The sequence below is a fragment of the Citrobacter sp. CK202 genome, from assembly GCF_030333225.1.
GTDB classification, from domain to species: Bacteria; Pseudomonadota; Gammaproteobacteria; order Enterobacterales; family Enterobacteriaceae; genus Citrobacter_B; species Citrobacter_B koseri.
In genome coordinates this window covers 248,907-270,718 of record NZ_JAOWGI010000029.1, presented here as the reverse complement: position 1 = coordinate 270,718, position 21,812 = coordinate 248,907, and the positions used below count along the sequence as shown (strand labels likewise).

The window sequence follows — 21,812 nt, the reverse complement described above, 5'->3', positions numbered from 1 at the left end:
ACCGTGATGCCGGATGAGATTTTAATGTCGCCATCAGGCGTTATATTGCCTGATGGCGCTTCGCTTATCAGGCCCACGGGTTTGTGATAGTCGGCGTTTAATTAAACCCATGTTGCACGAGAATCAGTCCTGCCGGAGTGGAAAGCAGAAATTCGGCAAGCGGTTTTCCGCGCGCCGTCAGACAGGCAAACGCGTACTCAGCGATCGGATTATACGGTTCAGGAATATCAACCACGCGCAGGGTACTGATTTGCCGCAGTCTGGGGGCATAGCTGGCATAACCAATAAAAACATCCGTGTGATCGTGGTCGATTAACCATTGCGCCGCCAGCGCTCCGGCGGGAAGCGGCAAAGGATCCCGGCCGCCGACCAGCGCCACAGCACGCGAGCGGATCGCCTCGCCGACGGCTCCCATTCGCGAAAAAAGCTGTTGCGTGTAATCACCGGAAGGATCGCAGCCCGGCGTTGATGTGCCAATTCGCAGATCCTCGCGCATCAGCAGCGACCGCCAGTCGTCGCCCTCCCGCATAGCGTCAGCACGCACGGTCAGGCAGAGGCGATTCAGCGCAAAGGACGAAACCGACAACGCCCGCCCGCTCGCCAGCAGCGCCTGCGGATGCGCCACATTAGCCGAGGCGAAAAAGTCGCACGGCTCACCGGCTTCAATCCGTTCACGCAGCAATCCCGCCGGGCCGAAATCACAGCGGATCGTCTCTGCCTGAAAACAGGCCATTAGCGGTTGCCAGACGGCACGCAGGCTGCCTGCGGCAAGGATTTTCATCAGTCAACGCCCTGATAGTCAGTGCGATAAAAACGCTGATACCAGTCATTGGCGACCTTGCGCATATCAATATCCTGGAATTTCTGCGGATAGAGTTTTTTCGCCATCCACAGCTCGCCAATGCCCATCGCTTCCGGCATCGGATAGCCCCAGGCTTTCGCGTAGTCCGGCATCAGATAGACGCGATGATTTTTCACCGCATCAATCACCTGCCACTGCGGGCTTTGCAGGATCTCATCCACCACTTTCGGATAGCGATCCTGAACAAAAATCACCTGCGGATTCCAGGCGATAACCTGCTCCATTGCGACCTGCTTAAAGCCTTTAATGGTCGATGCCGCCACATTCAACGCCCCCGCGTGCGCCATCATCAGGCCAGTATATTTACCGGAGCCGTAGGTGGTCAGTTCCGGGTTCGCCATATAGGCGCGAACGCGTTGATCTTCCGGGATGTTTTTCAGGCGATCGCTCACCATCTTGCGCCCCTTATCCGTTGCGGCAATCAGCGCTTTTGCTTCGTCAGGTTTATTGACGATATCGCCGATCAGCGTGATACCTTCACGCAACCCTTGATCGTAAGCCTGCTCTTCATCCGTCATCGTCGGATTCATTTTAGCCTGTTCGCCCGCCGCATCATGGCGCAGAGAAATCGCCACCACCGAAATGCCCAGGCTGCTGATTTTGTCGATCATTTCCTGCGGCGCATAGTTAGTGACAAACACCACCTGCGGATGCAGCGCGACCAGTTTTTCCGCATCAACGTGGGTTAAATCACCCAACGCGGCTTTCGTTGTCAGCTCCGGCGCCAGGCGGGTATAACCGTCGCCAAGCTGTTGTTTCCAGTTCGCCATCACGCCAACAATTTTGTCGGTAGCATTCATCTGCACCAGCAAATTCAACGTCTGATGCTGGAGTACCACCACGCGATCCACCGTATCCGGGACGGTAACCTGGCGACCAATCTGATCGGTAAACGTACGCTCGGCCTGAGCCATAAACGGCAGGGAAAAAAGCAACGCCAGCAGGGAGAGCTGGCGTAAGGATTTAAACATGGGAGATGTCCTCACAATCGATATATATATTAGTATACAACGATTGCAAGGCCGCTTGATAGATTGCCTTCAGGGATTATCAGGCGCTGGTAACGTCATACTCCATTCGGCGTAGCGCGTCTAATGTGGCTTTGGCTTCCTCTTCATCAATGATGCTCATGGCAAATCCCACATGCACCAGCACCCACTGCCCCACCAGCGTTGCAGGGCTGTCTTCGCAGATCAGGGCAATATTCACATCACGCTTGATGCCGCACACTTCAACCTGCGCAAGCTGGTGAATATCTTCACCAACGGACAGAACCTGCCCCGGGACTCCAATACACATAGTTAACCACCTGGACGTTATTCCACTTCAATACTTTTCACTTTCAGCGAGTCGCCGGTATCCACCCGCAGGCGATCGCCCTGACAGTGTGGACACTGCGCGTCATGCTGCGTGATTTCAACCGCCTGGCTGCAATCCCAGCACCACGCCTGAGCGGGTTTATAGTCGATGTGCAACGCACACCCCTGCGCGAGCGTACCCTGGCAAACGATATCAAAGCTGAAGCGCACGGCGCTCTCTTCAACGCACGAGAGCGCGCCAATTTCCAGCCATACGCCGGTGACTCGCGTCACGCCATGCTGTTCCGCCTGCTGCTGGATAATCTCAACCGCGCTCTGGCACAGGGACAGCTCATGCATGCTCGCCGCTCCGGCGTCCAAACAGCAGCGCACGACGCCCTGCCAGCTGCGGCGCATCGGGATCGCTGACCGGCAGCGACAGCAGCATCCGCGCGCAGTCGTCCGCCAGACGCATCCCCTCCTGCGCCGACATACCGTGGTTGAGCGGCGACATCAGCGAGCAGGAGAGGTATTGCGAAACCCCGTCCAGTTCGCCAACGGTAAAGGTCATCGCGCCATACGGCAGACGTAATCCGAGTTTTTCACTGACTTTGCGTACCGGCCAGAGCTGGTCGGGGCCGGGGAAAATCAGCGCGCTCAGCATCCACGGCGCGATCACGCTGCCCGTCCACTGCCCTTCAAACAGGGTGAAGTCAGAGACATACACCGGCATATTCGGGTGCAAAAACGAGAGATCGTGCATTGAGCGTCGGGCAATCTCTTCAAACGCCGCCTGAACCTGCATTCTCGGAGAGGACGGGAACCCTGAAATTTCCTCAGACATGCGCAGCCTCCCGTGGAATAGCCTCAACGCCTGACTCGCGCAGCGCGGCAAGAACCTGCGCCAGAGCAGGTTCAATCATCGCTTCAACCGTTGGCGTCAGGCCGATATGCGGCTCCAGCGATTCCGGGATCACGCCGATCAGCGTCAGCTTTTTCGGAAACTCACCAGTGAAGCGCAGGGCCGACAGAACGTCGGCCAGGCCAAGCTGATGCGGTGAGATTTTGTTGGTGAACAGCGCAGGCACCTCATCATCACGCAGGATCATAAGGGTTCCCGGCGTGTTCTTTCTCGACACGATGGCGTCCGCGATGATCAGGTGATCTCTGTCCGCCATATCGCCGAGAAGCTCCATTCCCGCCGTGCCGCCATCAAGGATCTCCACGAAATCCGGCAGGATGTACCGCTGTTCTAATGCTTCAACGATACGCACCCCGATGGCTTCATCGGTCAGCAAAATATTGCCGACCCCTAACACTAAAATCCGCATTACAGAACCTTAACTGAGACGACTTCGTTCCCGTCAGCGTCCACTACGTGCACCGCGCACGCCATGCAAGGGTCGAAGGAGTGAATGGTACGCACCACTTCCAGCGGTTTTTCTGGATCGGCGATCGGCGTCCCCACCAGCGACTGCTCGTACGGCCCCACTTCATCGTTAAAGTTACGCGGACCGGAGTTCCAGGTGGACGGAACCACCGCCTGGTAGTTGCTGATAATGCCGTCTTTAATGACCATCCAGTGAGAGAGCATACCGCGCGGCGCCTCAAGGAAGCCCACCCCTTTAAACTCACCTGTCGCCGGGATATCCGGTTTAACGAACGTGGTGTGGTCGCCTTTCCCGATATTGGCGATCAGCGCGCTGTACTGGTTTTGCAGAATACCCTGCAATTCGCAGCAGTGAACGGTGCGGCCAATGATACGCCCCAGCGTGGAGTGCAGTTGCGCCACTTCCAGCGTTTTACCGGTCAGTTTCTGGTAGATCGCGATGATTTCATTCAGTTTGGTCTTCGTGGACTCGCGTCCCGCCGCCAGTTTAACCAGCATATTGGCCAGCGGCCCCACTTCAACGGTTTTGCCGTAAAAGGTCGGGGACTTAACCCACGAGTATTTACCGTCATCAGACCAACCGGTGTATTCCGGGACGGTAGTCCCTTCCCACGGTTCCTGCGGCGCTTCGTCTTTGTACCAGGCGTGCTTCGCGCTCTCCTGAATCCCTTTAATCAGGTATTCATCGGAATGCGAGGCGATCGGGCGATACGTCGACAGATCCGCATTCTGGATATAGCCGCCAGGGAACAGGAAGCTGCCGTTTTTACCGTCGGTCGGAAATTCCGGCGCGCTCAGATAGTTAACCGCGCCTTTTCCGCGCTCCAGCCATTCTGGATAGAACGCCGCGATTACCGCCGTATCCACCTTGTAAACCTGCTCAACAAAGTCGCTCAGCTTGTCGATGAAGGACTTGATGTACATCAGGCGTTCAAGGTTCAGCACACCGAGACCGTCGAGGTTGATCGGGTTCGCCACCCCGCCCACCGCCAGGTTCTGGATGTGCGGCGTTTTACCGCCCAGCAGCGCCACCACGCGGTTGGCGTCACGCTGGCATTCCAGCGCTTGCAGATAGTGCGCGACCGCAATCAGGTTCACTTCCGGCGGCAGTTTCATCGCCGGGTGTCCCCAGTAGCCGTTAGCGAAAATCCCTAACTGGCCGCTGGCAACGAGGTCTTTGATCTTGTTCTGCACCTTCGTGAACTCTTCCGCGCTATTCAGGTGCCAGCTCGACACACCGTTCAACAGCGCCGACGCTTTCGCCGGATCGGCCTTCAGCGCAGAGGTGATATCCACCCAGTCCAGCGCAGAAAGCTGGTAGAAGTGCACAATATGGTCATGGGTAGTATGCGCCGCCAGAATGATGTTACGGATGTACTGCGCATTGACCGGAACGTCAATCTTCAGCGCGCTCTCCGCCGCACGAACGGAAGAGATCGCGTGGGTCGTGGTGCATACGCCACAGATACGCTGCACAATCATCCAGGCATCGCGCGGATCGCGATTCTTCACGATCTCTTCCATGCCGCGCCACATGGTGCCGGATGCCCATGCTTTTGACACCACACCGTTTTCGATTTCGCAGTCGATGCGTAAATGCCCCTCAATACGGGTTACCGGATCAATAGTAATTCTCTGGCTCATGCTTTGCTCGCCTCATGACGATTGTGATCGTTTTGTTTTAATGGAGGAAGTATCGGCAGTAGACGAATGAGTAAGATGTATGCACAAATCTCAATAGCCACAAAACCAATAGAAATCAGCAGTTCTTCCCAGGTGGGGAAGTAGTGGTAGCCGCCGCCGGGATTGAACGCCACCAGCGAGTAGGACATACGCCACGTTGCGCAGCCCAGCAGCATACTGAGGGCGGACAGATACAACATCCGCGAGTCGCCGCGCAGTTTCGGCAGACGGAGCACCACCAGCGGGAAGACCATCAGCAGGACTTCAACCCAGAACAGCAAGGAGTAGTAGTCACCGGCAAACGCATAAGAGAGCTTGTCGCGGTAAATCAGTTCACCGAAACGGCACACGAGGAACAGCGCGATGAAAACGCTGATAGTACCGGTCAGCTTGATAAACAAACTTTTCTCATCCGGGCCGTTGCCTTTTAAGCCGCTCTGCACCAGAGAGCCTTCAAAAATAACGATGGAGAAACCCATGATGAAAGCGGTGAACAATGAGAACAGCGGCAGCATTTCATAGCTCTGCCACAGCGGATGTACTTTAATACCGGCGGCAATCATCAACGATCCCATTGACGACTGGTGCATGGTCGGCAGCAACGCCCCGAGGGCAATAACAAAGAACATCACTTTGTTCAGACGCTTAAGCGAGACTTTCCAGCCCAGGCGTTCAAACAGCGCGGGGGCAAACTCCAGCGCCATCACGCCGATGTAGATGGTCATACAGACCGCCGTTTCAAACAGCACCGAGTTCACATTGAAGTGCCCTGGGATGTAGAAATACGGCAGGTTCCAGTAACGACCAACGTCAATGGTGATCGACAGCCCGCCCAAAGAGTAACCGAACAGGCTTGCCAGCAGCGCCGGGCGTACCAGCGGATGGTATTGCCCCCGGTTGAAGACATACACCGCCCACGCCAGCGCCCAACCGCCGCACGCGAAGCCGGTGCCGATCAGCAGGTCAAAAGCGATCCACACGCCCCAGGGGAAGCCGCCGTTCAGATCGGAGACCGATCCCAGCCCGAAGACCAGACGTTTCACAATAAGAAGCATGCACAGGACGACAAGCGGCCCGAAGATGATGATCGGTTTACTGATTATTTTCCCGCCCAGCGGTTTAGGATCATGACTCATGATCGTCTCCTCCGTCGTGATGCTCGTTTTTCGTATTACGACGAACCATCACGGTTAAGCCCGCCAGCACAGCCAGTGGCAGCATCATGCCTTTATACAGGGTGTGTTGAATGTGTTCAGAACGCGCGCCAGTTGACAGATCGGCCAGTTGAGGGAGATCCAGATTCTGGTAAGGAACGCCGGTCAGCACCAGCACCTGCGTGCCGCCGCCCTCTTTTTCACCGTACAGATGCGGGTAATACTTCGGTACGGTATGCAGATACGTATCGCCAGTCTGCAACGTCTGGCGCGGATAGTGGTATTCGCTGCCAGGCTTCAGCGCCAGGCGTTTTTGCGCCTCCGCCATTAGCTCTTCTCGCGTACCAAAAATCACCGCGCCCGCCGGACATACCTCAACGCACCCCGGCAGACCGCCTTTGTCCAGGCGTTCAACGCCCTTCTGGTTGCACAGTTCACACTTGTGCAGCGCGCCAAACGGGTTGTTGTAGTCGTATTTCGGCACGTTGTACGGGCAGGCGACCATGCAGTAGCGACAGCCGGTACAGACGTCTTTGTTGTAATGAACGATGCCGGTTTTCGGGTCTTTCTTCAGCGCGGATACCGGGCAAACGGAGACGCAGTTAGGGTCAACGCAGTGCATACACTGTTTCTTAATGTACGCGTAGCCGTTCTCTGTCTGATCTTTATTGACGCCACTTCCACTATGCCACACCTGAATGATGTTATTGGTGTAAGGCGACAGCTTGTCGTTATTCGACCAGGTTTGCGCCCCTTCCGGGTTACGCGCCGGGAAGTTGATATCCTGGCATTTGGTCACACACGCCTGACAGCCCACGCACAGCGTCGAGTCATACAGCATCCCCAGGGAACCCGGGATAGGCGGACGGTTTTCCGCAGCCGCATGGCTGATGGACGGCGACGCGCCCAGCAGCAATGCCCCGCCAGAGGCTGCTTTAATAAAGTTACGTCTGTTCACGGTTATTCTCCCCGTGAGTCAGCGTTATCTTTCTTCTGCTGACGCCCCAGTTCACGTACCGCCATCACACTGACACCGGCAACCAGCCCAACCACGCCGCCAAGCAGCCCGACGGCGCCTGCGGAAATGTGGCCGCCCTCTTTCAGGTTGACATCCGGCTTCTCGGAACGCGGGGTTTGATTTTCCACATGGGCGAGTTGGTGGATGCCTTTATGAAAGCCAACGCCTTCCTCGTTACAGCCGTAGCAGGGGTGCCCAATCGCCACTGGCCATACGCCGCCGACATCGCAGAATTGCAACGTCGAACAGTTGCCGTAGGTTTCAGGCCCTTTACAGCCCAGATGGTAGAGGCACCAGCCTTCACGGTGGCCTTCATCGCCGAACTCTTTGGCGAAGCGACCGGCGTCAAAATGCGGGCGGCGTTCGCAGTGTTCGTGAATCAGACGGCCATAAGCGAAGGTTGGACGGTTTTTGGCATCCAGCTTCGGCGGTTTACCGTAAGTGATGATGTGGGCAACCGTTGCCAGGAAGTTATGCGGGTTCGGCGGGCAGCCCGGGATATTGATAACGGTTTTGCCCGGCAGGACTTCCTGCAACCCGACGGCGCCGGTCGGGTTCACGCCAGCGGCAGCGACGCCGCCCCACGCGGAACAGGAACCGATCGCGATAATCGCCGCTGCGCCTTCCGCCGCCTTGCGGATGTGATCCACAATCGGCTCGCCGGCAACCATGCAGTAAATACCGTTATCTTTTAATGGGATGGAACCATCGACAACCAACACATACTGCCCTTTATACTTCTCCAGAGCGTTATGCTTGTTCTCTTCAACCTGATGGCCGAAGGCGGCGGAGAGGACCTCGTGGTACTCCAGAGAGATCGTTTCCAGAACGAGGTTTTCTACCGTTGGGTGGGTCGCGCGAAGGAGCGATTCGGTACATCCCGTACATTCCTGAGCGCCGATCCAGACGACGGGCGGGCGCTGCGGACGGGAAACCGATTCGGCCATTTCTGCGGCGGCTTTGCTACTGAGCCCCATAGTTGCGGCCAGTGCTGCACAAAGCTTCATGAAATCACGACGATTAACGCCGTGAGAAGTGATGAGAGTATTATCTCCAGTCATTTTATTGTTATTCCGTTGCAAAGACCTGGCTCTATTTTGCACCGTTCACAAATAACTTATTGCGATCGGCGCGCCATTTACCACACTTTCTTTATGGTTATTGAACCATGATACTTTGACGGAACAACAAAACGAAGGAGTAAGACAATAGTGTAATTAATTAAACCGGGGTAATACCCCCTTCGGATCAATTTTCGAGACGATAACCCGCCATAAAGAACCGGATAGTCGTATTCGATTGATTCTCCCGAAAGAAGTCCATCACCATATCTTTGTCCAGGCCATAACGGCGCGTCAGAATCCCCGCTTCCCAGGCGCTTAATTGTCGATCGCCGGTTTTTTCAAACATGCGATGCGAAAATCCTAATACGAATCCGCGCTTATAATCAGAACAAAAACCCGCCACGTTACGCGCGCTATCGGCACACGTTGCGTTTAATCCGGCCATCAGGCCCTTACCAAAATGATTGTCCATGATACCTCCAATCGCTATATAACAAATTATATAGCGATTTTTTAAGCGAACGCCAGAGGTATCACATACTTTTTTTTACCGGATCAGAAGGCGACCCATTCATCGCCTGACTTCGCGGCAGACGCCCCACGCGGACTGACTGGAGAGACCGTTTTCGCCGGGCTGATTTGCGCGTCATTATGAGAAAGGCGGAACTGTTGCACAGAGCGTTGCAGCTCTTCCGTTTGCCGTTCCAGCGCCGCCGCTGCCGCAGAAACTTGCTCCACCAGCGCGGCGTTTTGTTGGGTCACGCTGTCCATCTGGGTTATCGCCACACCAACCTGAGAGATCCCTTTGCTTTGTTCCTCGGAAGCGGCGGCGATCTGCTTCATGATGGTGGTGACTTCGGTTACTCCGCGCAGAATGGCCTCCATTGTCGCGCCCGTCTCCTGCACCAGCTGCGCACCCTGCTCGACGCGACGCACGGATTCAGCGATCAGCGTTTCAATCTCTTTGGCAGCCCCGGCGCTACGGCTGGCCAGATTACGCACTTCACCGGCGACGACCGCAAACCCACGCCCCTGTTCACCGGCTCTGGCGGCTTCAACGGCGGCGTTCAGCGCCAGAATATTGGTCTGGAAGGCAATACTGTTGATGACATTCGTAATTTCGGCGATCTGTCTGGAGCTGGCTGAAATACCGTCCATCGTCTCAACCACTTCAGAAACCAGCGTGCCGCCTTTTCCGGCCGTCGCGGAAGCGGCATCAGCAAGCTGACTGGCCTGGCGCGCATTATCCGCATTCAATTTCACCGTCGCGGTGAGCTGTTCCATGCTTGCAGCTGTCTCTTCCAGCGCCGCTGCCTGCTCTTCCGTACGGGAAGAGAGATCGTTGTTACCGCTGGAGATCTCTGTCGCGCCGCGCCAGATATTGTCACTGCCTGAACGAATCGAACTGACCGCTTCTCGCAGACTATCCTGCATCGCGCTCAGTAGCGGCACCAGACGACCGACACAGTTACGGCCAAACTCTTCAATCGGCTGGCTCAGATCGCCTTGCGCAATCTGGCGGAACTGTTGGCGAATGCGCGCCAGCGGTTTCACTAACATCGTGACCAGGTAACGGTCGGTAAAGAAGAGAATCACAATTCCCAGAATAACGGCGGTGATAATCAGGGTGCGGATAATTGACGTTTTGCCGTCCACCATCACGCGGGTGCTGTCCAGCATCGTGCCGGCCGCGCTGTTAAAACGTTCTGCGCTGGCGCCGAAGGCGCGGCTCAGGGCGGGGGTGACATTATTCGCCTGTTCTGCAAATTCGGTGAGCGTACCCTGCTGCGCCAGTTGCATCTGCGGCGCGACGCCCTTATCAAGCAACGCCTGCCAGTTTGCCAATACCGCAGCGGCGATCTCCGGGTCCATCGGCCCTGGAGAGAGCGTTTTCATCTCTTCCAGCTTTTTGCTCATATTGTCCAGCGCCTGCTGTACTGGTACAAAATCGGGCGTACCGCCGCCGATTTTAACGTCCATCGCACGGCTTAAACGCGTGACAAAACGAAAATACTGATCGTTCCCCTGACTTAGCACCGTCATCTGACGCACAATATGACGATCGATATCATTCCCTTCCGCCACTTTAGATAATGCATGGACGCTGAATAAACCAACGCCCGACCAAAGAAGACAGAAGAGCCCCAATATTGTCAGCATGACAATACGAATAGTGAAGTTTTGCAGCAAACGCATAAGAATTTCCTTGCCGTACTTGAGGGATTCGCCATCAGGCGACACTTATCCTCGTTATCGGCAGAGAATGCAGAATATATACTTTCTTTATTGTTTTTTTACTTAACTAAGTATACGAATCATCGTCAGCCCGCTATTCCTGTGAATGCTTATAAAGCATAACGGCATTATTATGCCGCAAAGCAATATGCCGCACCTGAAATAATCATTTGTTTTTCATTGTAAATATTTCTCAAACCAGGCCAGAGTGCGCGCCCAGGCCAGATCCGCTGCGGCCTTATCATAGCGGGGAGTCGAATCATTATGAAAACCATGATTCACCCCAGGATAGATATACGCTTCATAGACTTTATTATTCGCCTTCAGCGCCGTTTCGTAGGCAGGCCAACCTTCATTAATTGAGGTATCTAACTCGGCGTAATGTAATAATAAAGGCGCATTAATTTTAGGTACATCTGACGCCGGAGCCTGACGACCATAAAAAGGAACGGCGCACGCCAGTTCTGGATAGGCCACCGCCGCCGCATTTGATACGCCGCCGCCATAGCAGAATCCCGTAATAGCCACTTTTCCGCTGGCCGCCGGATGACGCTGCATAAACTCAATCGCGGCAAAGAAATCATTCATTAATTTTGTGGGATCAACCTGCTGCTGTAATTCCCGGCCCTTATCGTCATTACCGGGGTATCCGCCTACCGAGCTTAATCCATCAGGCGCCAGCGCAATATAACCCGCTTTCGCCACGCGTCGTGCGACATCCTCAATATAGGGATTCAGCCCCCTGTTCTCGTGTACGACCACGACCGCAGGCGTTTTCCCCGTCGCCTTCGCCGGTTTCACCAGATAGCCGCGCACCTCGCCATGCCCGTTCGGTGACGGATACGTAATGTATTCCGGCAAAATGTCCGGGTCGGTAAATTCCACCTGCACCGCCAGCGCGTAATTCGGCTTCAGGAGATTAAACAGCGCAAGCGCGGTCACGCCGCCGACGGCATACTTTGCCGCGAGGTTAAGAAACTCGCGTTTAGAGACTTTTCCATGTGCATAGTAGTCATAGTAATCGAGCAACTCCTGCGGAAAGTCTTTGGCAGTCAGACGCGGCATAGTTTCACTCCTGAATTGATGTTTTTTTAAGCAAAGCATAATGACGTGTTTTTGCCCAATTTTTCGCATCAATGTGACCTGACGAACGGGATAAACCCCGCTGAGCCGCTAGAATAGAAACGTTGTTTTGAAATTCACTTTCTCTAAGGAGATGACATGGCCTGGTTAGCCAACCCCGAACGTTATGAGCAGATGCTTTATCGCTACTGCGGTAAAAGCGGTTTGCGTTTACCCGCGCTATCGCTGGGTTTGTGGCACAGTTTCGGCCACGTTCAGGCGCTGGATTCACAGCGTGCGCTGCTGCGTAAAGCCTTTGATTCAGGCATCACCCATTTTGATTTAGCCAATAACTACGGCCCGCCGCCGGGAAGCGCAGAAGAGAACTTTGGCCGTTTGCTGCGGGAAGATTTTGCGCCGTATCGCGATGAGCTGATCGTTTCCACCAAAGCGGGTTATGACATGTGGCCTGGGCCATACGGCTCCGGCGGGTCGCGTAAGTACCTGCTCGCCAGCCTCGATCAGAGCCTGAAGCGGATGGGGCTGGACTATGTCGATATCTTCTATTCCCACCGTGTCGATGAAAACACGCCGATGGAAGAGACCGCATCCGCGCTGGCGCAGGCGGTACAAAGCGGTAAGGCGCTTTACGTCGGCATCTCCTCCTATTCGCCTGAGCGAACTCAACGAATGGCGGAACTGCTGCGCGAATGGAAAATCCCGCTGCTGATTCATCAGCCGTCCTACAACCTGCTCAACCGCTGGGTGGATAAAAGCGGCCTGCTGGATACGCTGGCGGCCAACGGCATGGGTTGCATTGCGTTCACACCGCTGGCTCAGGGATTGTTAACCGGAAAATACCTAAACGGTATCCCGGAAGGTTCACGTATGCAGCGTGAAGGGAAAAAAGTTCGCGGTCTGACGGAGAATATGCTGACGGAAGCGAATCTGAACAGCCTGCGTTTACTCAATGAGATGGCGCAACGTCGCGGCCAGTCAATGGCGCAGATGGCGCTTAGCTGGCTGTTGAAAGATAATCGCGTGACGTCAGTGCTGATCGGCGCCAGTCGACCAGAGCAGCTGGAAGAAAATGTGCAGGCGTTGTCGAACCTGACATTCAGCGCTGACGAGTTAGCGCAAATCGATAAACATGTCGCGGATGGCGAGCTGAACCTCTGGCAAGCCTCATCGGATAAATAACGCTTTCGGGCACGCGCGCCGGGTGGCGGTTCCGCCTTACCCGGCCAACGTCAGGCGCGTTTATTAAACCTCTTCCGGTTTGATTAGCGGCCGCTGATATTCAGGCCACACCAGAGCAACCAAGGAGGGATACGCCTCCAGGCTAAATTCCCGGAAACATTGCCGCAAGTTAAGCACATCCAGATCGGAATGCGGAACCTTTTCCCCGTTCAGACAACGCTTTTTAATGTTGTCATAATATTTATAGACCGCAGAGTTGAGATCGCTGCAACGGCGCTGCGCATCAAATAACCCCGGCGTTCCGTTTAGCTCCGCCATCGTCATCCGCTTTATCGTTGCGTGAAGAAAATCAATATATTCGTGATTGACTCGCCAGTACCATACCGGTGTAATAGTATTCATGAGCGACGAAAAATGATCTTCGCCCTCCTCTTTGGACAAGGGTTCCGCTTGATTTACTGGATTAGACGCCTCAGCAGAGCGCTGTTTATTAAATTCGTGCATCAAGAAAAGCACGCCACCAGTGAGTAATAGCAGAGTGATAATAGAATAAAAAATGCTGTTCATATGTCGACTCCATTTTTTTTGATTTTAAAATTACACCATGCTATTGTCAACGAGACCTGCCTTATAAAAAACAATATACTATTGATAGTAAAGGACATTCCAACATGCTTCCCGAGCATCTTGTGCCGACTCGTTTTCATTTATCTGCCTCGCCAGGCGATGCTGAGACCGTAGAAAATAGTGAAAATTTGACTCAGGGAAAGAAAACGCTGAGCGATTACGAGCCAGATATTTTAATTAGCGCCACACCGACTGGTCAATCTAAAAACATGTTACTTGAAGAACGTGACCGTCATTTAAAAGACCGGCTTTATCGCGTAGCTAAAATTGAGACGTTTGCTCGTCTTATTAATAGCCTACAGGCGGAAGGCGATGTTGATGCTCAGGCATTAAGTAAAATTCTGGCAGATGCCACAACAAAAATAAACGATCACGGCAATGAAATTTGGCTTAATCTCATAACCAGAGAGAAAAACTCTCCCGTTTTTTATTCTCTGGAAGAGAAATAATATGAAAGACGTTGAAGATAATAATGTTTATTTAGCTTTAGATAATAATAAAAGCGATGAATTTATCTTAAAGCAAAATCTTAAAGCGCTTATCGCCAATAAAAACGCGACCCTCGAACAGGTGGCGCAGGAGATCGTGTCGATTCCCGCCGCGTTAGTGCGGCTGAAATGGCAAAATCGCCGTGAAATCTATGCGCTCCAGGTCAAAGAAGAGATCTACGGTTCGGTTATCAATACGATTATTGAGCAACATCCCGAGATGCGGGACAAAATCATGGCGCGCCTGGAGAGCACATATCAACACTTACTGGCGCGAGAAACGGCGACCCTACGCCTGACCCGTAAGCTATCCGATGGCGATTACCGAACGACCAATATCACCACCGTCGCGCTGAATGAAAAACGGTTCTCCACGACGAAGTAATCTGGCGAGTCAGCAATCCAGCGATACCACATCATGCAGGCCTGGTAAGCGCAGCGCCATCAGGCAATAAAAAAGCCGGGTACGGCTTGCGCCCTACCCGGCCTGTCTGTCTGCCCATCAGCAACAACGATTACTTCGCTTTCGCGACCTCTTCACCCACGAGACCAATTTTCAGGTAACCCGCCTGGTGCAGCGTATCCATCACTTTCATCATTGTTTCATAATCAACGGTTTTATCCGCACGGAAGAAGATCGTCGTGTCTTTCTTCCCTTCGGTTAACGCGTTCAGCTCGCCGATCATGGTTTCATCCGTTACCTGATCGTTACCGATAAACATGCTGTTGTCGGCCTTCACGGACAGATAAACCGGTTTTTCCGGGCGCGGCTGCGGGGTGCTGGTGGACGCAGGAAGATTCACCTTCACGTCCACCGTTGCCAGCGGCGCGGCCACCATAAAGATAATCAGCAGAACCAGCATGACGTCGATAAACGGCGTCACGTTGATTTCATGCATTTCACCGTTATCGTCCAGATTTTCATTAAGACGCATTGCCATGGAGCATTATCCTACACGTAATTTCTGCGCGGTACGTACCGGCTGAGCGGAAGCGCTCGCGTTCAGATCCAGATCGCGGCTTTGCAGTAGCAGAATCTGTGCCGCCACGTCGCCCAGCGTCGCTTTGTAGCTGCCGATCTGACGTGCGAAAATGTTGTAAATCACGACCGCAGGAATTGCCGCGACCAGGCCGATCGCCGTAGCCAGCAACGCTTCCGCGATACCCGGCGCGACAACCGCGAGGTTGGTGGTCTGGGTTTGCGCGATGCCGATGAAGCTGTTCATGATGCCCCATACCGTACCAAACAGACCGACAAACGGAGAGATGGCGCCGATGGTCGCCAGGTAGCCATTACCGCGTCCCATATGACGGCCAACCGCCGCTACGCGACGCTCCAGGCGGAACCCGGTACGCTCTTTAATACCTTCGTTGTCTTCACTGCCTTCCGACAGTTCCAGCTCGTTCTGCGCTTCATAGAGCAACTGTGAGCTTAAACTTTTTGCCGCGAATGCGGAGGCAATATTGCTGGCCTGGTCTAAAGAACGCGCTTCAGCCAGCTGCTGTTGTTCACGCTTGAGCCGACGCTTCTGCGTAAAGAACTCAAGACTCTTACTGAAGAAGATAGCCCAGGTGACTACTGACGCCAGAATCAGACCAATCATCACGCACTTAACCACGATGTCGGCGTGCTGATACATACCCCAGACGGAGAGATCCGTCTGCATCAAATTATTACCCACTCTGTATCTCCAGGACGCAAATCACAAATTCTGAGCGTAATAATATCAAAACGACGTCGAATTGATAGTCGTTCTCATTACTATTTACATAGTGCCGCACCTTTGGTTTCTTTTCCTTGCGCTTACGCAGTAAAAAAGTCACCAGATGTCATTTTGAGAAAATTTTCTGCTTTATGCCGATTCTTCAGGATGCGTCACTCATCATTCATGATAGTTTAGACATCCAGACGTATAAAAATGGGTACTCCAACATGGCAGAAAAACATCTTGAAACCAAACTGGTGAGCGCAGGACGCAGCAAAAAATACACGCTGGGATCGGTGAACAGCGTCATTCAGCGCGCCTCCTCGCTGGTATTTGACACCGTAGAAGCCAAAAAGCACGCCACCCGCAACCGCGCCAATGGCGAACTTTTCTATGGCCGTCGCGGAACGCTAACCCATTTTTCGCTACAGGAAGCCATGTGCGAACTGGAAGGCGGCGCCGGATGCGCGCTCTTCCCCTGCGGCGCGGCGGCTGTCGCCAACACGATTCTGGCCTTTGTGGAACAGGGCGATCACGTCCTGATGACCAACACCGCTTACGAACCCAGTCAGGATTTTTGCACCAAAGTTCTCGCCAGACTCGGCGTGACGACCGGCTGGTTTGATCCGCTGGTCGGCGCGGATATCGTGAAGCATATTCAGCCCAATACGAAAGTAGTGTTTCTCGAATCCCCTGGCTCCATCACGATGGAAGTGCATGACATCCCGGCGATTGTCGGCGCGGTAAGACGCGTTGCGCCAGACGCTGTCATTATGATTGATAACACCTGGGCGGCGGGCGTGCTGTTTAAGGCGCTGGATTTCGGGATCGATATCTCCATCCAGGCAGGAACGAAATACCTGATTGGTCACTCGGATGCGATGGTCGGCACAGCCGTGTCTAATGCGCGTTGTTGGGAGCAATTACGCGAAAACGCCTATCTGATGGGGCAAATGCTGGACGCGGATACCGCTTATATGACCAGCCGTGGGCTACGTACGCTGGGCGTGCGCTTACGCCAGCATCATGAAAGCAGCCTGAAAGTCGCCGAGTGGCTGGCGAATCACCCTCAGGTCGCCCGCGTTAATCATCCCGCCCTTCCTGGCAGCAAAGGCCACGAATTCTGGAAGCGCGATTTCACGGGCAGCAGCGGGTTGTTCTCGTTTGTGCTGAATAAAAGGCTGAGCAATGAGGCGCTTTCCGCTTATCTGGATAATTTCAGCTTGTTCAGCATGGCTTACTCCTGGGGCGGCTTTGAATCCTTAATTCTGCCTAACCAGCCGGAACATATCGCCGCCATTCGTCCCGAAGGCGACGTTGATTTCACCGGCACGCTGATCCGTTTGCACATCGGTTTAGAGAATGTTGACGATCTGATTGCAGATTTAGCCGCAGGATTCACGCGTATTGTGTAAAGTTTCCGGTCATGGACAGAATTGCAGACACTCCGGGCAGAAAAGTCTGCATTTGTTGCGTCCGGGATCAAGGCATCCCGGGCAATTCAGGAGTACAATAGCCCCATAAACGCGGTTCCACAGGAAAGTCCATGGCTGTCATTCAAGATATTATCGCTGCGCTCTGGCAACACGATTTTGCCGCGCTGGCGGACCCACACGTTGTTAGCGTTGTCTACTTTGTGATGTTTGCCACGCTATTTTTAGAAAATGGCCTGCTCCCGGCCTCTTTTTTACCCGGAGACAGCCTGCTCTTACTGGCAGGCGCGCTGGTTGCACAAGGTGTCATGGACTTTGTCCCCACGATCCTTATTCTGACGACAGCCGCCAGTCTCGGCTGCTGGCTGAGCTATATTCAGGGGCGCTGGCTGGGAAATACGCAAACGGTGAAAGGCTGGCTGGCGCAGCTTCCCGTTAAATACCATCAGCGCGCGACCTGTATGTTCGACCGGCACGGCCTGCTGGCGCTGCTTGCCGGGCGCTTTCTGGCGTTTGTGCGCACCCTGCTGCCCACAATGGCGGGGATTTCAGGGTTGTCCAGTCGCCGGTTTCAGTTTTTTAACTGGCTGAGTGGGCTGCTGTGGGTCGGCGTGGTGACCAGTTTCGGCTACGCGCTCAGCATGATCCCGTTCGTGAAACGTCATGAGGATCAGGTGATGACGTTTTTGATGATCCTGCCGATTGCCCTGCTGGCCGCCGGTTTGATCGGCACATTATTCGTCGTGATCAAGAAGAAGTATTGCAGCGCCTGATTTGCTGATTGCCGGATGGCGCCCACGCTTATCCGGCTTACACATGATTAGCTTCCCTGCATCATTCTCATTCGTGCCGCATCCTCCCCCGGCGTTACGCCAAAATAGCGTTTGAACTCCCGACTGAACTGCGACGCGCTCTCGTAGCCGACGCGCATCGCAGCGGCGCTGGCTTTCATCCCGTCGTGAATGATCATCATCCGCGCTTTATGCAGACGATAGGTTTTCAGGTACTGCAACGGCGAGGTACTGGTAACGGATTTAAAATTATGATGGAACGCCGAGACGCTCATGTTGGCTTCCGCCGCCAGTTGCTCAACGTTCAGGTTCTCGGTGTATTTGGTTTCAATCCGCTTCAGCACCCGGCTAATCAGGCTGAAATGGGTCTGGCGGCTGACCAGCGCCAGCAGCGCGCCGCCACGCGGCCCCATCAGAACGTGATACAAAATTTCGCGAATAATCTGTTTCCCCAGAATGCGCGCATCCAGCGGCCTTTCCATCACATCTAACAGGCGTTCCGCCGCACAAAGAATGTCATCCGACAGCGTGGCGGAGTTAATCCCGCTTGCCGCCATCGACGGTTGAAACAGATCGTCCTCACCAATGTCCATCAGCAACTCCTGCAATTGCAGGATATCAACATTCAGACGAATCCCCGCGAGCGGCACTTCCGGCGTCGCATAAGTTTCACATTCAAAGGGTAAAGGTACTGTCAGCAGCAGATATTCATTGGCATCGTACTGAAATACGCGTTCATTGATATAACCGATCTTATGCCCCGAAAAGAGAAATATGATGCCAGGCTGATACATCACAGGCGTGCGCAACCCCGGCTCCGTGCCGTAGAGCAGACGCACGTCGGGCAGGCAGTCATTCAGGTTATTTTGATTGTTTATCAGCTGCTTAATTTTATCTGTCAGCAACAGGCAGATGGCTTCACGGTTCATGGCGCGCTTTTTTCTCATCGGTTTACGACGCGTTGATTGTGCGCAAATTTATCTTTTTTCTCCAGTGCTCTGGAGAAATGGGCAAGACATTGGCAGAAATGAGCATTGAGAGGAAGGCGGCTGGCGACCACAATGTTCACCATCAGGCAGACATTCGCCTGCCCACTTTTTTACCCACATAAGGGAACGAGCAATGAACAACTTTAATCTGCATACCCCAACCCGCATTCTGTTTGGTAAAGGCGCGATTGCCGATCTGCGCGATCAAATCCCTCAGGGCGCCCGCGTATTGATCACCTACGGCGGCGGCAGCGTGAAAAAGACCGGCGTACTGGATCAGGTACATGACGCGCTGAAAGGTCTGGACGTGCTGGAATTTGGCGGCATCGAGCCAAACCCGTCTTATGAAACGCTGATGAACGCCGTCAACATTGTACGTGATGAGAAAGTGACGTTCCTGCTGGCGGTCGGCGGCGGTTCCGTGCTGGATGGCACTAAATTTATCGCGGCGGCGGCGCAATATGACGAAGGCGTGGACCCGTGGCGCATTCTGGAAACCCGCGGCAACGACGTGAAAAGCGCCGTACCGATGGGATCGGTGCTGACGTTGCCGGCAACGGGTTCAGAATCTAACTCCGGGGCGGTGATTTCCCGTAAAACCACCGGCGATAAGCTGGCCTTTATGACGCCGTTCGTCCAACCCGTGTTTGCGGTGCTCGATCCGGTTTATACCTACACCCTGCCGCCGCGCCAGGTTGCTAACGGCGTTGTGGATGCATTCGTTCACACCGTTGAGCAGTATGTCACTTATCCGGTTGACGGAAAAATTCAGGATCGCTTTGCCGAAGGTATCCTGCTGACGCTTGTCGAAGAAGGCCCGAAAGCGCTGAAAGAGCCGGAAAACTACGATGTTCGCGCCAACGTAATGTGGGCGGCCACTCAGGCGCTGAACGGTTTGATCGGCGCGGGCGTCCCGCAGGACTGGGCAACGCATATGCTGGGTCATGAGCTGACGGCAATGCACGGCCTTGATCACGCGCAGACGCTGGCTATCGTCCTGCCTGCGCTGTGGAATGAAAAACGCGATACCAAACGCGCCAAACTGTTGCAGTACGCAGAGCGAGTCTGGAATATCACCGACGGTTCCGACGATGCGCGTATTGATGCCGCCATCGCCGCCACCCGCCGCTTCTTTGAGCAAATGGGCGTACCGACTCGCCTGTCTGATTACGGTCTGGACGGCAGTTCCATTCCGGCATTGCTGGCAAAACTGGAAGCGCACGGCGGCACAAATCTGGGTGAACATCAGGACATTACGCTGGATGTCAGCCGTCGGATTTACGAAGCGGCTCGCTAAGGTTTTTTCGCCTCTGGCTTTCGTTTTTGGACATTTCGTCCAGACTTAAGTCACACAACCTCACCGGAGTTTGCTCCGGTGAGATCGCATAAAGGAGGAACGCATGGCTAATCCAACCGTTATCAAGCTACAGGATGGCAACGTAATGCCACAACTGGGCCTGGGAGTCTGGAAGGCAAGCAACGAGGAAGCAATTTCCGCCATTCATAAGGCGCTGGAAGTGGGATATCGCTCCATTGATACCGCTGCGGCGTACAAGAATGAAGAAGGCGTCGGAAAAGCGTTAAAAGATGCCGGTATCGACCGGGAAGAACTGTTTATTACCACCAAACTGTGGAATGACGATCAGAAACGCCCTCGAGAAGCCTTGCAGGAAAGCCTGGATAAGCTCCAGTTGGATCACCTCGATCTCTATCTGATGCACTGGCCCGTTCCGGCTATCGACCATTATGTTGACGCCTGGGAAGGGATGATTGAACTGCAAAGAGAGGGGCTGGTGAAAAGCATCGGCGTGTGTAACTTCCAGGTAAACCACCTCCAGCGTCTGATCGATGAAACCGGCGTTACACCGGTGATCAACCAGATCGAATTGCATCCGCTGATGCAACAGCGTCAGCTGCATGCCTGGAATGCGACGCACAAGATCCAGACCGAGTCCTGGAGCCCGCTGGCGCAAGGCGGCGCAGGCGTTTTCGATCAGAAAATCATTCGCGATCTGGCGGATAAGTACGGTAAATCTCCGGCGCAAATTGTGATCCGCTGGCATCTGGATAACGGGCTGGTGGTGATCCCTAAATCCGTCACCCCTTCACGTATTGCGGAAAACTTCGACGTCTGGGATTTCCGTCTCGACAAAGACGAATTAAGCGAAGTGGCCAAACTTGACCAGGGTAAACGCCTGGGGCCGGACCCGGATCAATTCGGCGGCTAACCTTCCTTTCCGGCCCGACATTTCTGTCGGGCTTTTTGACTACCAGGCGGGTTTGGTAGAAAGTGTTGAGTCTGTACGCGACGCAAATTGTGAACTCAGCAACGGAGAAAAGGAATGAGCTGTATTTTTTGCCAAATCGTTGAGGGTAAAGCCCCCTGCCATAAGATCTGGGAAGACGAGCATCATCTGGCCTTCCTTTCCATCTTCCCGAACACCGACGGTTTTACGGTGGTGATCCCGAAGAAGCATTATCCCAGCTATGCGTTCGACTTGCCGCCGCAGGCGCTGGCCGATCTGATGCTTGCCACCCAAAAAGTGGCGAAAAAGCTGGATAACGCCTTCCCGGACGTGGGACGTACGGGAATGTTTTTTGAAGGATTTGGCGTGGATCATGTGCACAGCAAGCTCAGCCCGATGCACGGCACCGCTAACCTGAGCGAATGGAAGCCTATTGAATCGCGGCAGGCGAAATTCTTTGAACAGTACGAAGGCTATTTGTCATCGCATGACCACGAGCGAGCGGATGACGAAAAACTGGCAGCGCTGGCCGCCAGAATTCGTGAAGCGAACGCGTAATCCGTCCG

General features: G+C 54.1%; 25 protein-coding genes. 8 read left to right on the top strand and 17 right to left on the bottom strand.

The genetic code is table 11. The features are described from left to right. Window positions 1–97: 97 nt before the first annotated feature. The 13 genes from OGX84_RS21050 to yghX form a co-directional block, all read right to left on the bottom strand. Entirely contained in the window at window positions 98–781 is a 684-nt protein-coding gene (locus tag OGX84_RS21050; RefSeq protein WP_112001553.1) for a molybdate ABC transporter substrate-binding protein, read from the bottom strand. Further along, window positions 781–1,833 carry an ABC transporter substrate-binding protein gene (locus OGX84_RS21045; protein ID WP_112001552.1) on the bottom strand — a complete coding sequence of 351 codons (1,053 nt, stop codon included), beginning with the start codon at window positions 1,831–1,833 and terminating at the stop codon, window positions 781–783. The genes OGX84_RS21050 and OGX84_RS21045 overlap by 1 nt, the downstream gene beginning before the upstream one ends. A gap of 79 nt (window positions 1,834–1,912) precedes the next feature. Next, window positions 1,913–2,161 carry a hydrogenase maturation factor HybG gene (gene hybG, locus OGX84_RS21040; RefSeq protein ID WP_012135123.1) on the bottom strand — a complete coding sequence of 83 codons (249 nt, stop codon included), beginning with the start codon at window positions 2,159–2,161 and terminating at the stop codon, window positions 1,913–1,915. A 17-nt stretch (window positions 2,162–2,178) separates the two neighbouring features. Beyond that, entirely contained in the window at window positions 2,179–2,520 is a 342-nt protein-coding gene (hypA, locus tag OGX84_RS21035; protein ID WP_012135124.1) for a hydrogenase maturation nickel metallochaperone HypA, read from the bottom strand. Further along, the gene (gene hybE, locus OGX84_RS21030; protein ID WP_012135125.1) at window positions 2,513–3,004 is read right to left on the bottom strand and encodes a hydrogenase-2 assembly chaperone; all 492 of its coding nucleotides are present in this window, start codon (window positions 3,002–3,004) and stop codon (window positions 2,513–2,515) included. Before hybE ends, hypA begins: the two co-directional genes overlap by 8 nt. Further along, complete coding sequence (locus tag OGX84_RS21025) at window positions 2,997–3,491, bottom strand: HyaD/HybD family hydrogenase maturation endopeptidase (protein WP_058668111.1); 495 nt, start codon at window positions 3,489–3,491, stop codon at window positions 2,997–2,999. Before OGX84_RS21025 ends, hybE begins: the two co-directional genes overlap by 8 nt. Further along, on the bottom strand, window positions 3,491–5,194 hold the full coding sequence (gene hybC / locus OGX84_RS21020) for a hydrogenase 2 large subunit (RefSeq protein ID WP_071257850.1): 1,704 nt from the start codon (window positions 5,192–5,194) through the stop codon (window positions 3,491–3,493). The genes OGX84_RS21025 and hybC overlap by 1 nt, the downstream gene beginning before the upstream one ends. Further along, window positions 5,191–6,369: a Ni/Fe-hydrogenase cytochrome b subunit gene (hybB, locus tag OGX84_RS21015; protein WP_012135128.1), complete on the bottom strand. Its 1,179-nt coding sequence runs from the start codon at window positions 6,367–6,369 to the stop codon at window positions 5,191–5,193. The genes hybC and hybB overlap by 4 nt, the downstream gene beginning before the upstream one ends. Then, window positions 6,359–7,345 carry a hydrogenase 2 operon protein HybA gene (gene hybA, locus OGX84_RS21010; RefSeq protein WP_024130950.1) on the bottom strand — a complete coding sequence of 329 codons (987 nt, stop codon included), beginning with the start codon at window positions 7,343–7,345 and terminating at the stop codon, window positions 6,359–6,361. Before hybA ends, hybB begins: the two co-directional genes overlap by 11 nt. A 2-nt stretch (window positions 7,346–7,347) precedes the next feature. Further along, entirely contained in the window at window positions 7,348–8,466 is a 1,119-nt protein-coding gene (gene hybO / locus OGX84_RS21005) for a hydrogenase 2 small subunit (RefSeq protein ID WP_012135130.1), read from the bottom strand. A 187-nt stretch (window positions 8,467–8,653) separates the two neighbouring features. Further along, the gene (locus OGX84_RS21000) at window positions 8,654–8,941 is read right to left on the bottom strand and encodes a DUF2623 family protein (RefSeq protein ID WP_012135131.1); all 288 of its coding nucleotides are present in this window, start codon (window positions 8,939–8,941) and stop codon (window positions 8,654–8,656) included. An 83-nt stretch (window positions 8,942–9,024) separates the two neighbouring features. After that, a complete protein-coding gene (locus OGX84_RS20995) occupies window positions 9,025–10,665 on the bottom strand; it encodes a methyl-accepting chemotaxis protein (protein ID WP_071257849.1) in 1,641 nt (546 codons plus the stop codon). 216 nt (window positions 10,666–10,881) lie between these two features. Further along, on the bottom strand, window positions 10,882–11,769 hold the full coding sequence (gene yghX / locus OGX84_RS20990; protein WP_147491762.1) for a YghX family hydrolase: 888 nt from the start codon (window positions 11,767–11,769) through the stop codon (window positions 10,882–10,884). Between the two features lie 156 nt (window positions 11,770–11,925). On the opposite strand from yghX, the gene OGX84_RS20985 reads away from it, so the two are divergent. Continuing rightward, the gene (locus OGX84_RS20985; protein WP_047461193.1) at window positions 11,926–12,966 is read left to right on the top strand and encodes an aldo/keto reductase; all 1,041 of its coding nucleotides are present in this window, start codon (window positions 11,926–11,928) and stop codon (window positions 12,964–12,966) included. A gap of 63 nt (window positions 12,967–13,029) precedes the next feature. On the opposite strand, the gene OGX84_RS20980 is transcribed toward OGX84_RS20985, so the two are convergent. Next, on the bottom strand, window positions 13,030–13,533 hold the full coding sequence (locus OGX84_RS20980) for an ESA_00282 family adhesion-associated protein (protein ID WP_012135136.1): 504 nt from the start codon (window positions 13,531–13,533) through the stop codon (window positions 13,030–13,032). A 104-nt stretch (window positions 13,534–13,637) separates the two neighbouring features. Here OGX84_RS20980 and OGX84_RS20975 point away from each other — a divergent pair, with 104 nt between their 5' ends. Next, complete coding sequence (locus OGX84_RS20975; RefSeq protein ID WP_012135137.1) at window positions 13,638–14,042, top strand: hypothetical protein; 405 nt, start codon at window positions 13,638–13,640, stop codon at window positions 14,040–14,042. Window position 14,043: 1 nt separating this feature from the next. Further along, window positions 14,044–14,466: a hypothetical protein gene (locus OGX84_RS20970; RefSeq protein ID WP_012135138.1), complete on the top strand. Its 423-nt coding sequence runs from the start codon at window positions 14,044–14,046 to the stop codon at window positions 14,464–14,466. Window positions 14,467–14,596: 130 nt separating this feature from the next. Here the strand turns inward: OGX84_RS20970 and exbD are convergent, their stop codons facing one another. Both exbD and exbB read right to left on the bottom strand, forming a co-directional pair. Next, window positions 14,597–15,022, bottom strand: a complete 426-nt coding sequence (exbD, locus tag OGX84_RS20965; protein ID WP_012135139.1) for a TonB system transport protein ExbD — start codon at window positions 15,020–15,022, stop codon at window positions 14,597–14,599. Between the two features lie 6 nt (window positions 15,023–15,028). Beyond that, window positions 15,029–15,763, bottom strand: coding sequence for a tol-pal system-associated acyl-CoA thioesterase (gene exbB / locus OGX84_RS20960; RefSeq protein WP_024130953.1), 735 nt, complete (start codon window positions 15,761–15,763; stop codon window positions 15,029–15,031). A gap of 251 nt (window positions 15,764–16,014) precedes the next feature. On the opposite strand from exbB, the gene metC reads away from it, so the two are divergent. Together metC and yghB are read left to right on the top strand one after the other, a co-directional pair. After that, window positions 16,015–17,202, top strand: coding sequence for a cystathionine beta-lyase (gene metC, locus OGX84_RS20955; protein WP_024130955.1), 1,188 nt, complete (start codon window positions 16,015–16,017; stop codon window positions 17,200–17,202). A gap of 131 nt (window positions 17,203–17,333) precedes the next feature. Further along, entirely contained in the window at window positions 17,334–17,993 is a 660-nt protein-coding gene (gene yghB / locus OGX84_RS20950) for a DedA family general envelope maintenance protein YghB (protein ID WP_012135142.1), read from the top strand. Between the two features lie 47 nt (window positions 17,994–18,040). Here the strand turns inward: yghB and OGX84_RS20945 are convergent, their stop codons facing one another. Further along, entirely contained in the window at window positions 18,041–18,940 is a 900-nt protein-coding gene (locus tag OGX84_RS20945) for an AraC family transcriptional regulator (RefSeq protein ID WP_137675730.1), read from the bottom strand. A gap of 193 nt (window positions 18,941–19,133) precedes the next feature. On the opposite strand from OGX84_RS20945, the gene yqhD reads away from it, so the two are divergent. The 3 genes from yqhD (at window position 19,134) to OGX84_RS20930 (ending at window position 21,804) form a co-directional block, all read left to right on the top strand. Then, window positions 19,134–20,297 (top strand): alcohol dehydrogenase, encoded by a 1,164-nt coding sequence (gene yqhD, locus OGX84_RS20940; RefSeq protein WP_012135145.1) that lies wholly within the window; start codon window positions 19,134–19,136, stop codon window positions 20,295–20,297. Window positions 20,298–20,400: 103 nt separating this feature from the next. Further along, complete coding sequence (gene dkgA, locus OGX84_RS20935; protein ID WP_012135146.1) at window positions 20,401–21,228, top strand: 2,5-didehydrogluconate reductase DkgA; 828 nt, start codon at window positions 20,401–20,403, stop codon at window positions 21,226–21,228. A gap of 114 nt (window positions 21,229–21,342) precedes the next feature. Then, entirely contained in the window at window positions 21,343–21,804 is a 462-nt protein-coding gene (locus OGX84_RS20930) for an HIT family protein (RefSeq protein WP_012135147.1), read from the top strand. The last annotated feature ends 8 nt before the right edge of the window (window positions 21,805–21,812 follow it).

Coding starts and splice junctions, on each gene's coding strand:
- metC (WP_024130955.1), top strand. CDS start 16,015: ATGGCAGAAAAACATCTTGAAACCAAACTGGTGAGCGCAGGACGCAGC.
- hybE (WP_012135125.1), bottom strand. CDS start 3,004: ATGTCTGAGGAAATTTCAGGGTTCCCGTCCTCTCCGAGAATGCAGGTT.
- OGX84_RS20945 (WP_137675730.1), bottom strand. CDS start 18,940: ATGAACCGTGAAGCCATCTGCCTGTTGCTGACAGATAAAATTAAGCAG.
- exbD (WP_012135139.1), bottom strand. CDS start 15,022: ATGGCAATGCGTCTTAATGAAAATCTGGACGATAACGGTGAAATGCAT.
- OGX84_RS20980 (WP_012135136.1), bottom strand. CDS start 13,533: ATGAACAGCATTTTTTATTCTATTATCACTCTGCTATTACTCACTGGT.
- OGX84_RS20975 (WP_012135137.1), top strand. CDS start 13,638: ATGCTTCCCGAGCATCTTGTGCCGACTCGTTTTCATTTATCTGCCTCG.
- OGX84_RS21025 (WP_058668111.1), bottom strand. CDS start 3,491: ATGCGGATTTTAGTGTTAGGGGTCGGCAATATTTTGCTGACCGATGAA.
- OGX84_RS20985 (WP_047461193.1), top strand. CDS start 11,926: ATGGCCTGGTTAGCCAACCCCGAACGTTATGAGCAGATGCTTTATCGC.
- hybB (WP_012135128.1), bottom strand. CDS start 6,369: ATGAGTCATGATCCTAAACCGCTGGGCGGGAAAATAATCAGTAAACCG.
- OGX84_RS21050 (WP_112001553.1), bottom strand. CDS start 781: ATGAAAATCCTTGCCGCAGGCAGCCTGCGTGCCGTCTGGCAACCGCTA.
- OGX84_RS21000 (WP_012135131.1), bottom strand. CDS start 8,941: ATGGACAATCATTTTGGTAAGGGCCTGATGGCCGGATTAAACGCAACG.
- yghB (WP_012135142.1), top strand. CDS start 17,334: ATGGCTGTCATTCAAGATATTATCGCTGCGCTCTGGCAACACGATTTT.
- hybO (WP_012135130.1), bottom strand. CDS start 8,466: ATGACTGGAGATAATACTCTCATCACTTCTCACGGCGTTAATCGTCGT.
- OGX84_RS20970 (WP_012135138.1), top strand. CDS start 14,044: ATGAAAGACGTTGAAGATAATAATGTTTATTTAGCTTTAGATAATAAT.
- OGX84_RS21045 (WP_112001552.1), bottom strand. CDS start 1,833: ATGTTTAAATCCTTACGCCAGCTCTCCCTGCTGGCGTTGCTTTTTTCC.
- hypA (WP_012135124.1), bottom strand. CDS start 2,520: ATGCATGAGCTGTCCCTGTGCCAGAGCGCGGTTGAGATTATCCAGCAG.
- hybC (WP_071257850.1), bottom strand. CDS start 5,194: ATGAGCCAGAGAATTACTATTGATCCGGTAACCCGTATTGAGGGGCAT.
- OGX84_RS20995 (WP_071257849.1), bottom strand. CDS start 10,665: ATGCGTTTGCTGCAAAACTTCACTATTCGTATTGTCATGCTGACAATA.
- hybG (WP_012135123.1), bottom strand. CDS start 2,161: ATGTGTATTGGAGTCCCGGGGCAGGTTCTGTCCGTTGGTGAAGATATT.
- yqhD (WP_012135145.1), top strand. CDS start 19,134: ATGAACAACTTTAATCTGCATACCCCAACCCGCATTCTGTTTGGTAAA.
- dkgA (WP_012135146.1), top strand. CDS start 20,401: ATGGCTAATCCAACCGTTATCAAGCTACAGGATGGCAACGTAATGCCA.
- OGX84_RS20930 (WP_012135147.1), top strand. CDS start 21,343: ATGAGCTGTATTTTTTGCCAAATCGTTGAGGGTAAAGCCCCCTGCCAT.
- yghX (WP_147491762.1), bottom strand. CDS start 11,769: ATGCCGCGTCTGACTGCCAAAGACTTTCCGCAGGAGTTGCTCGATTAC.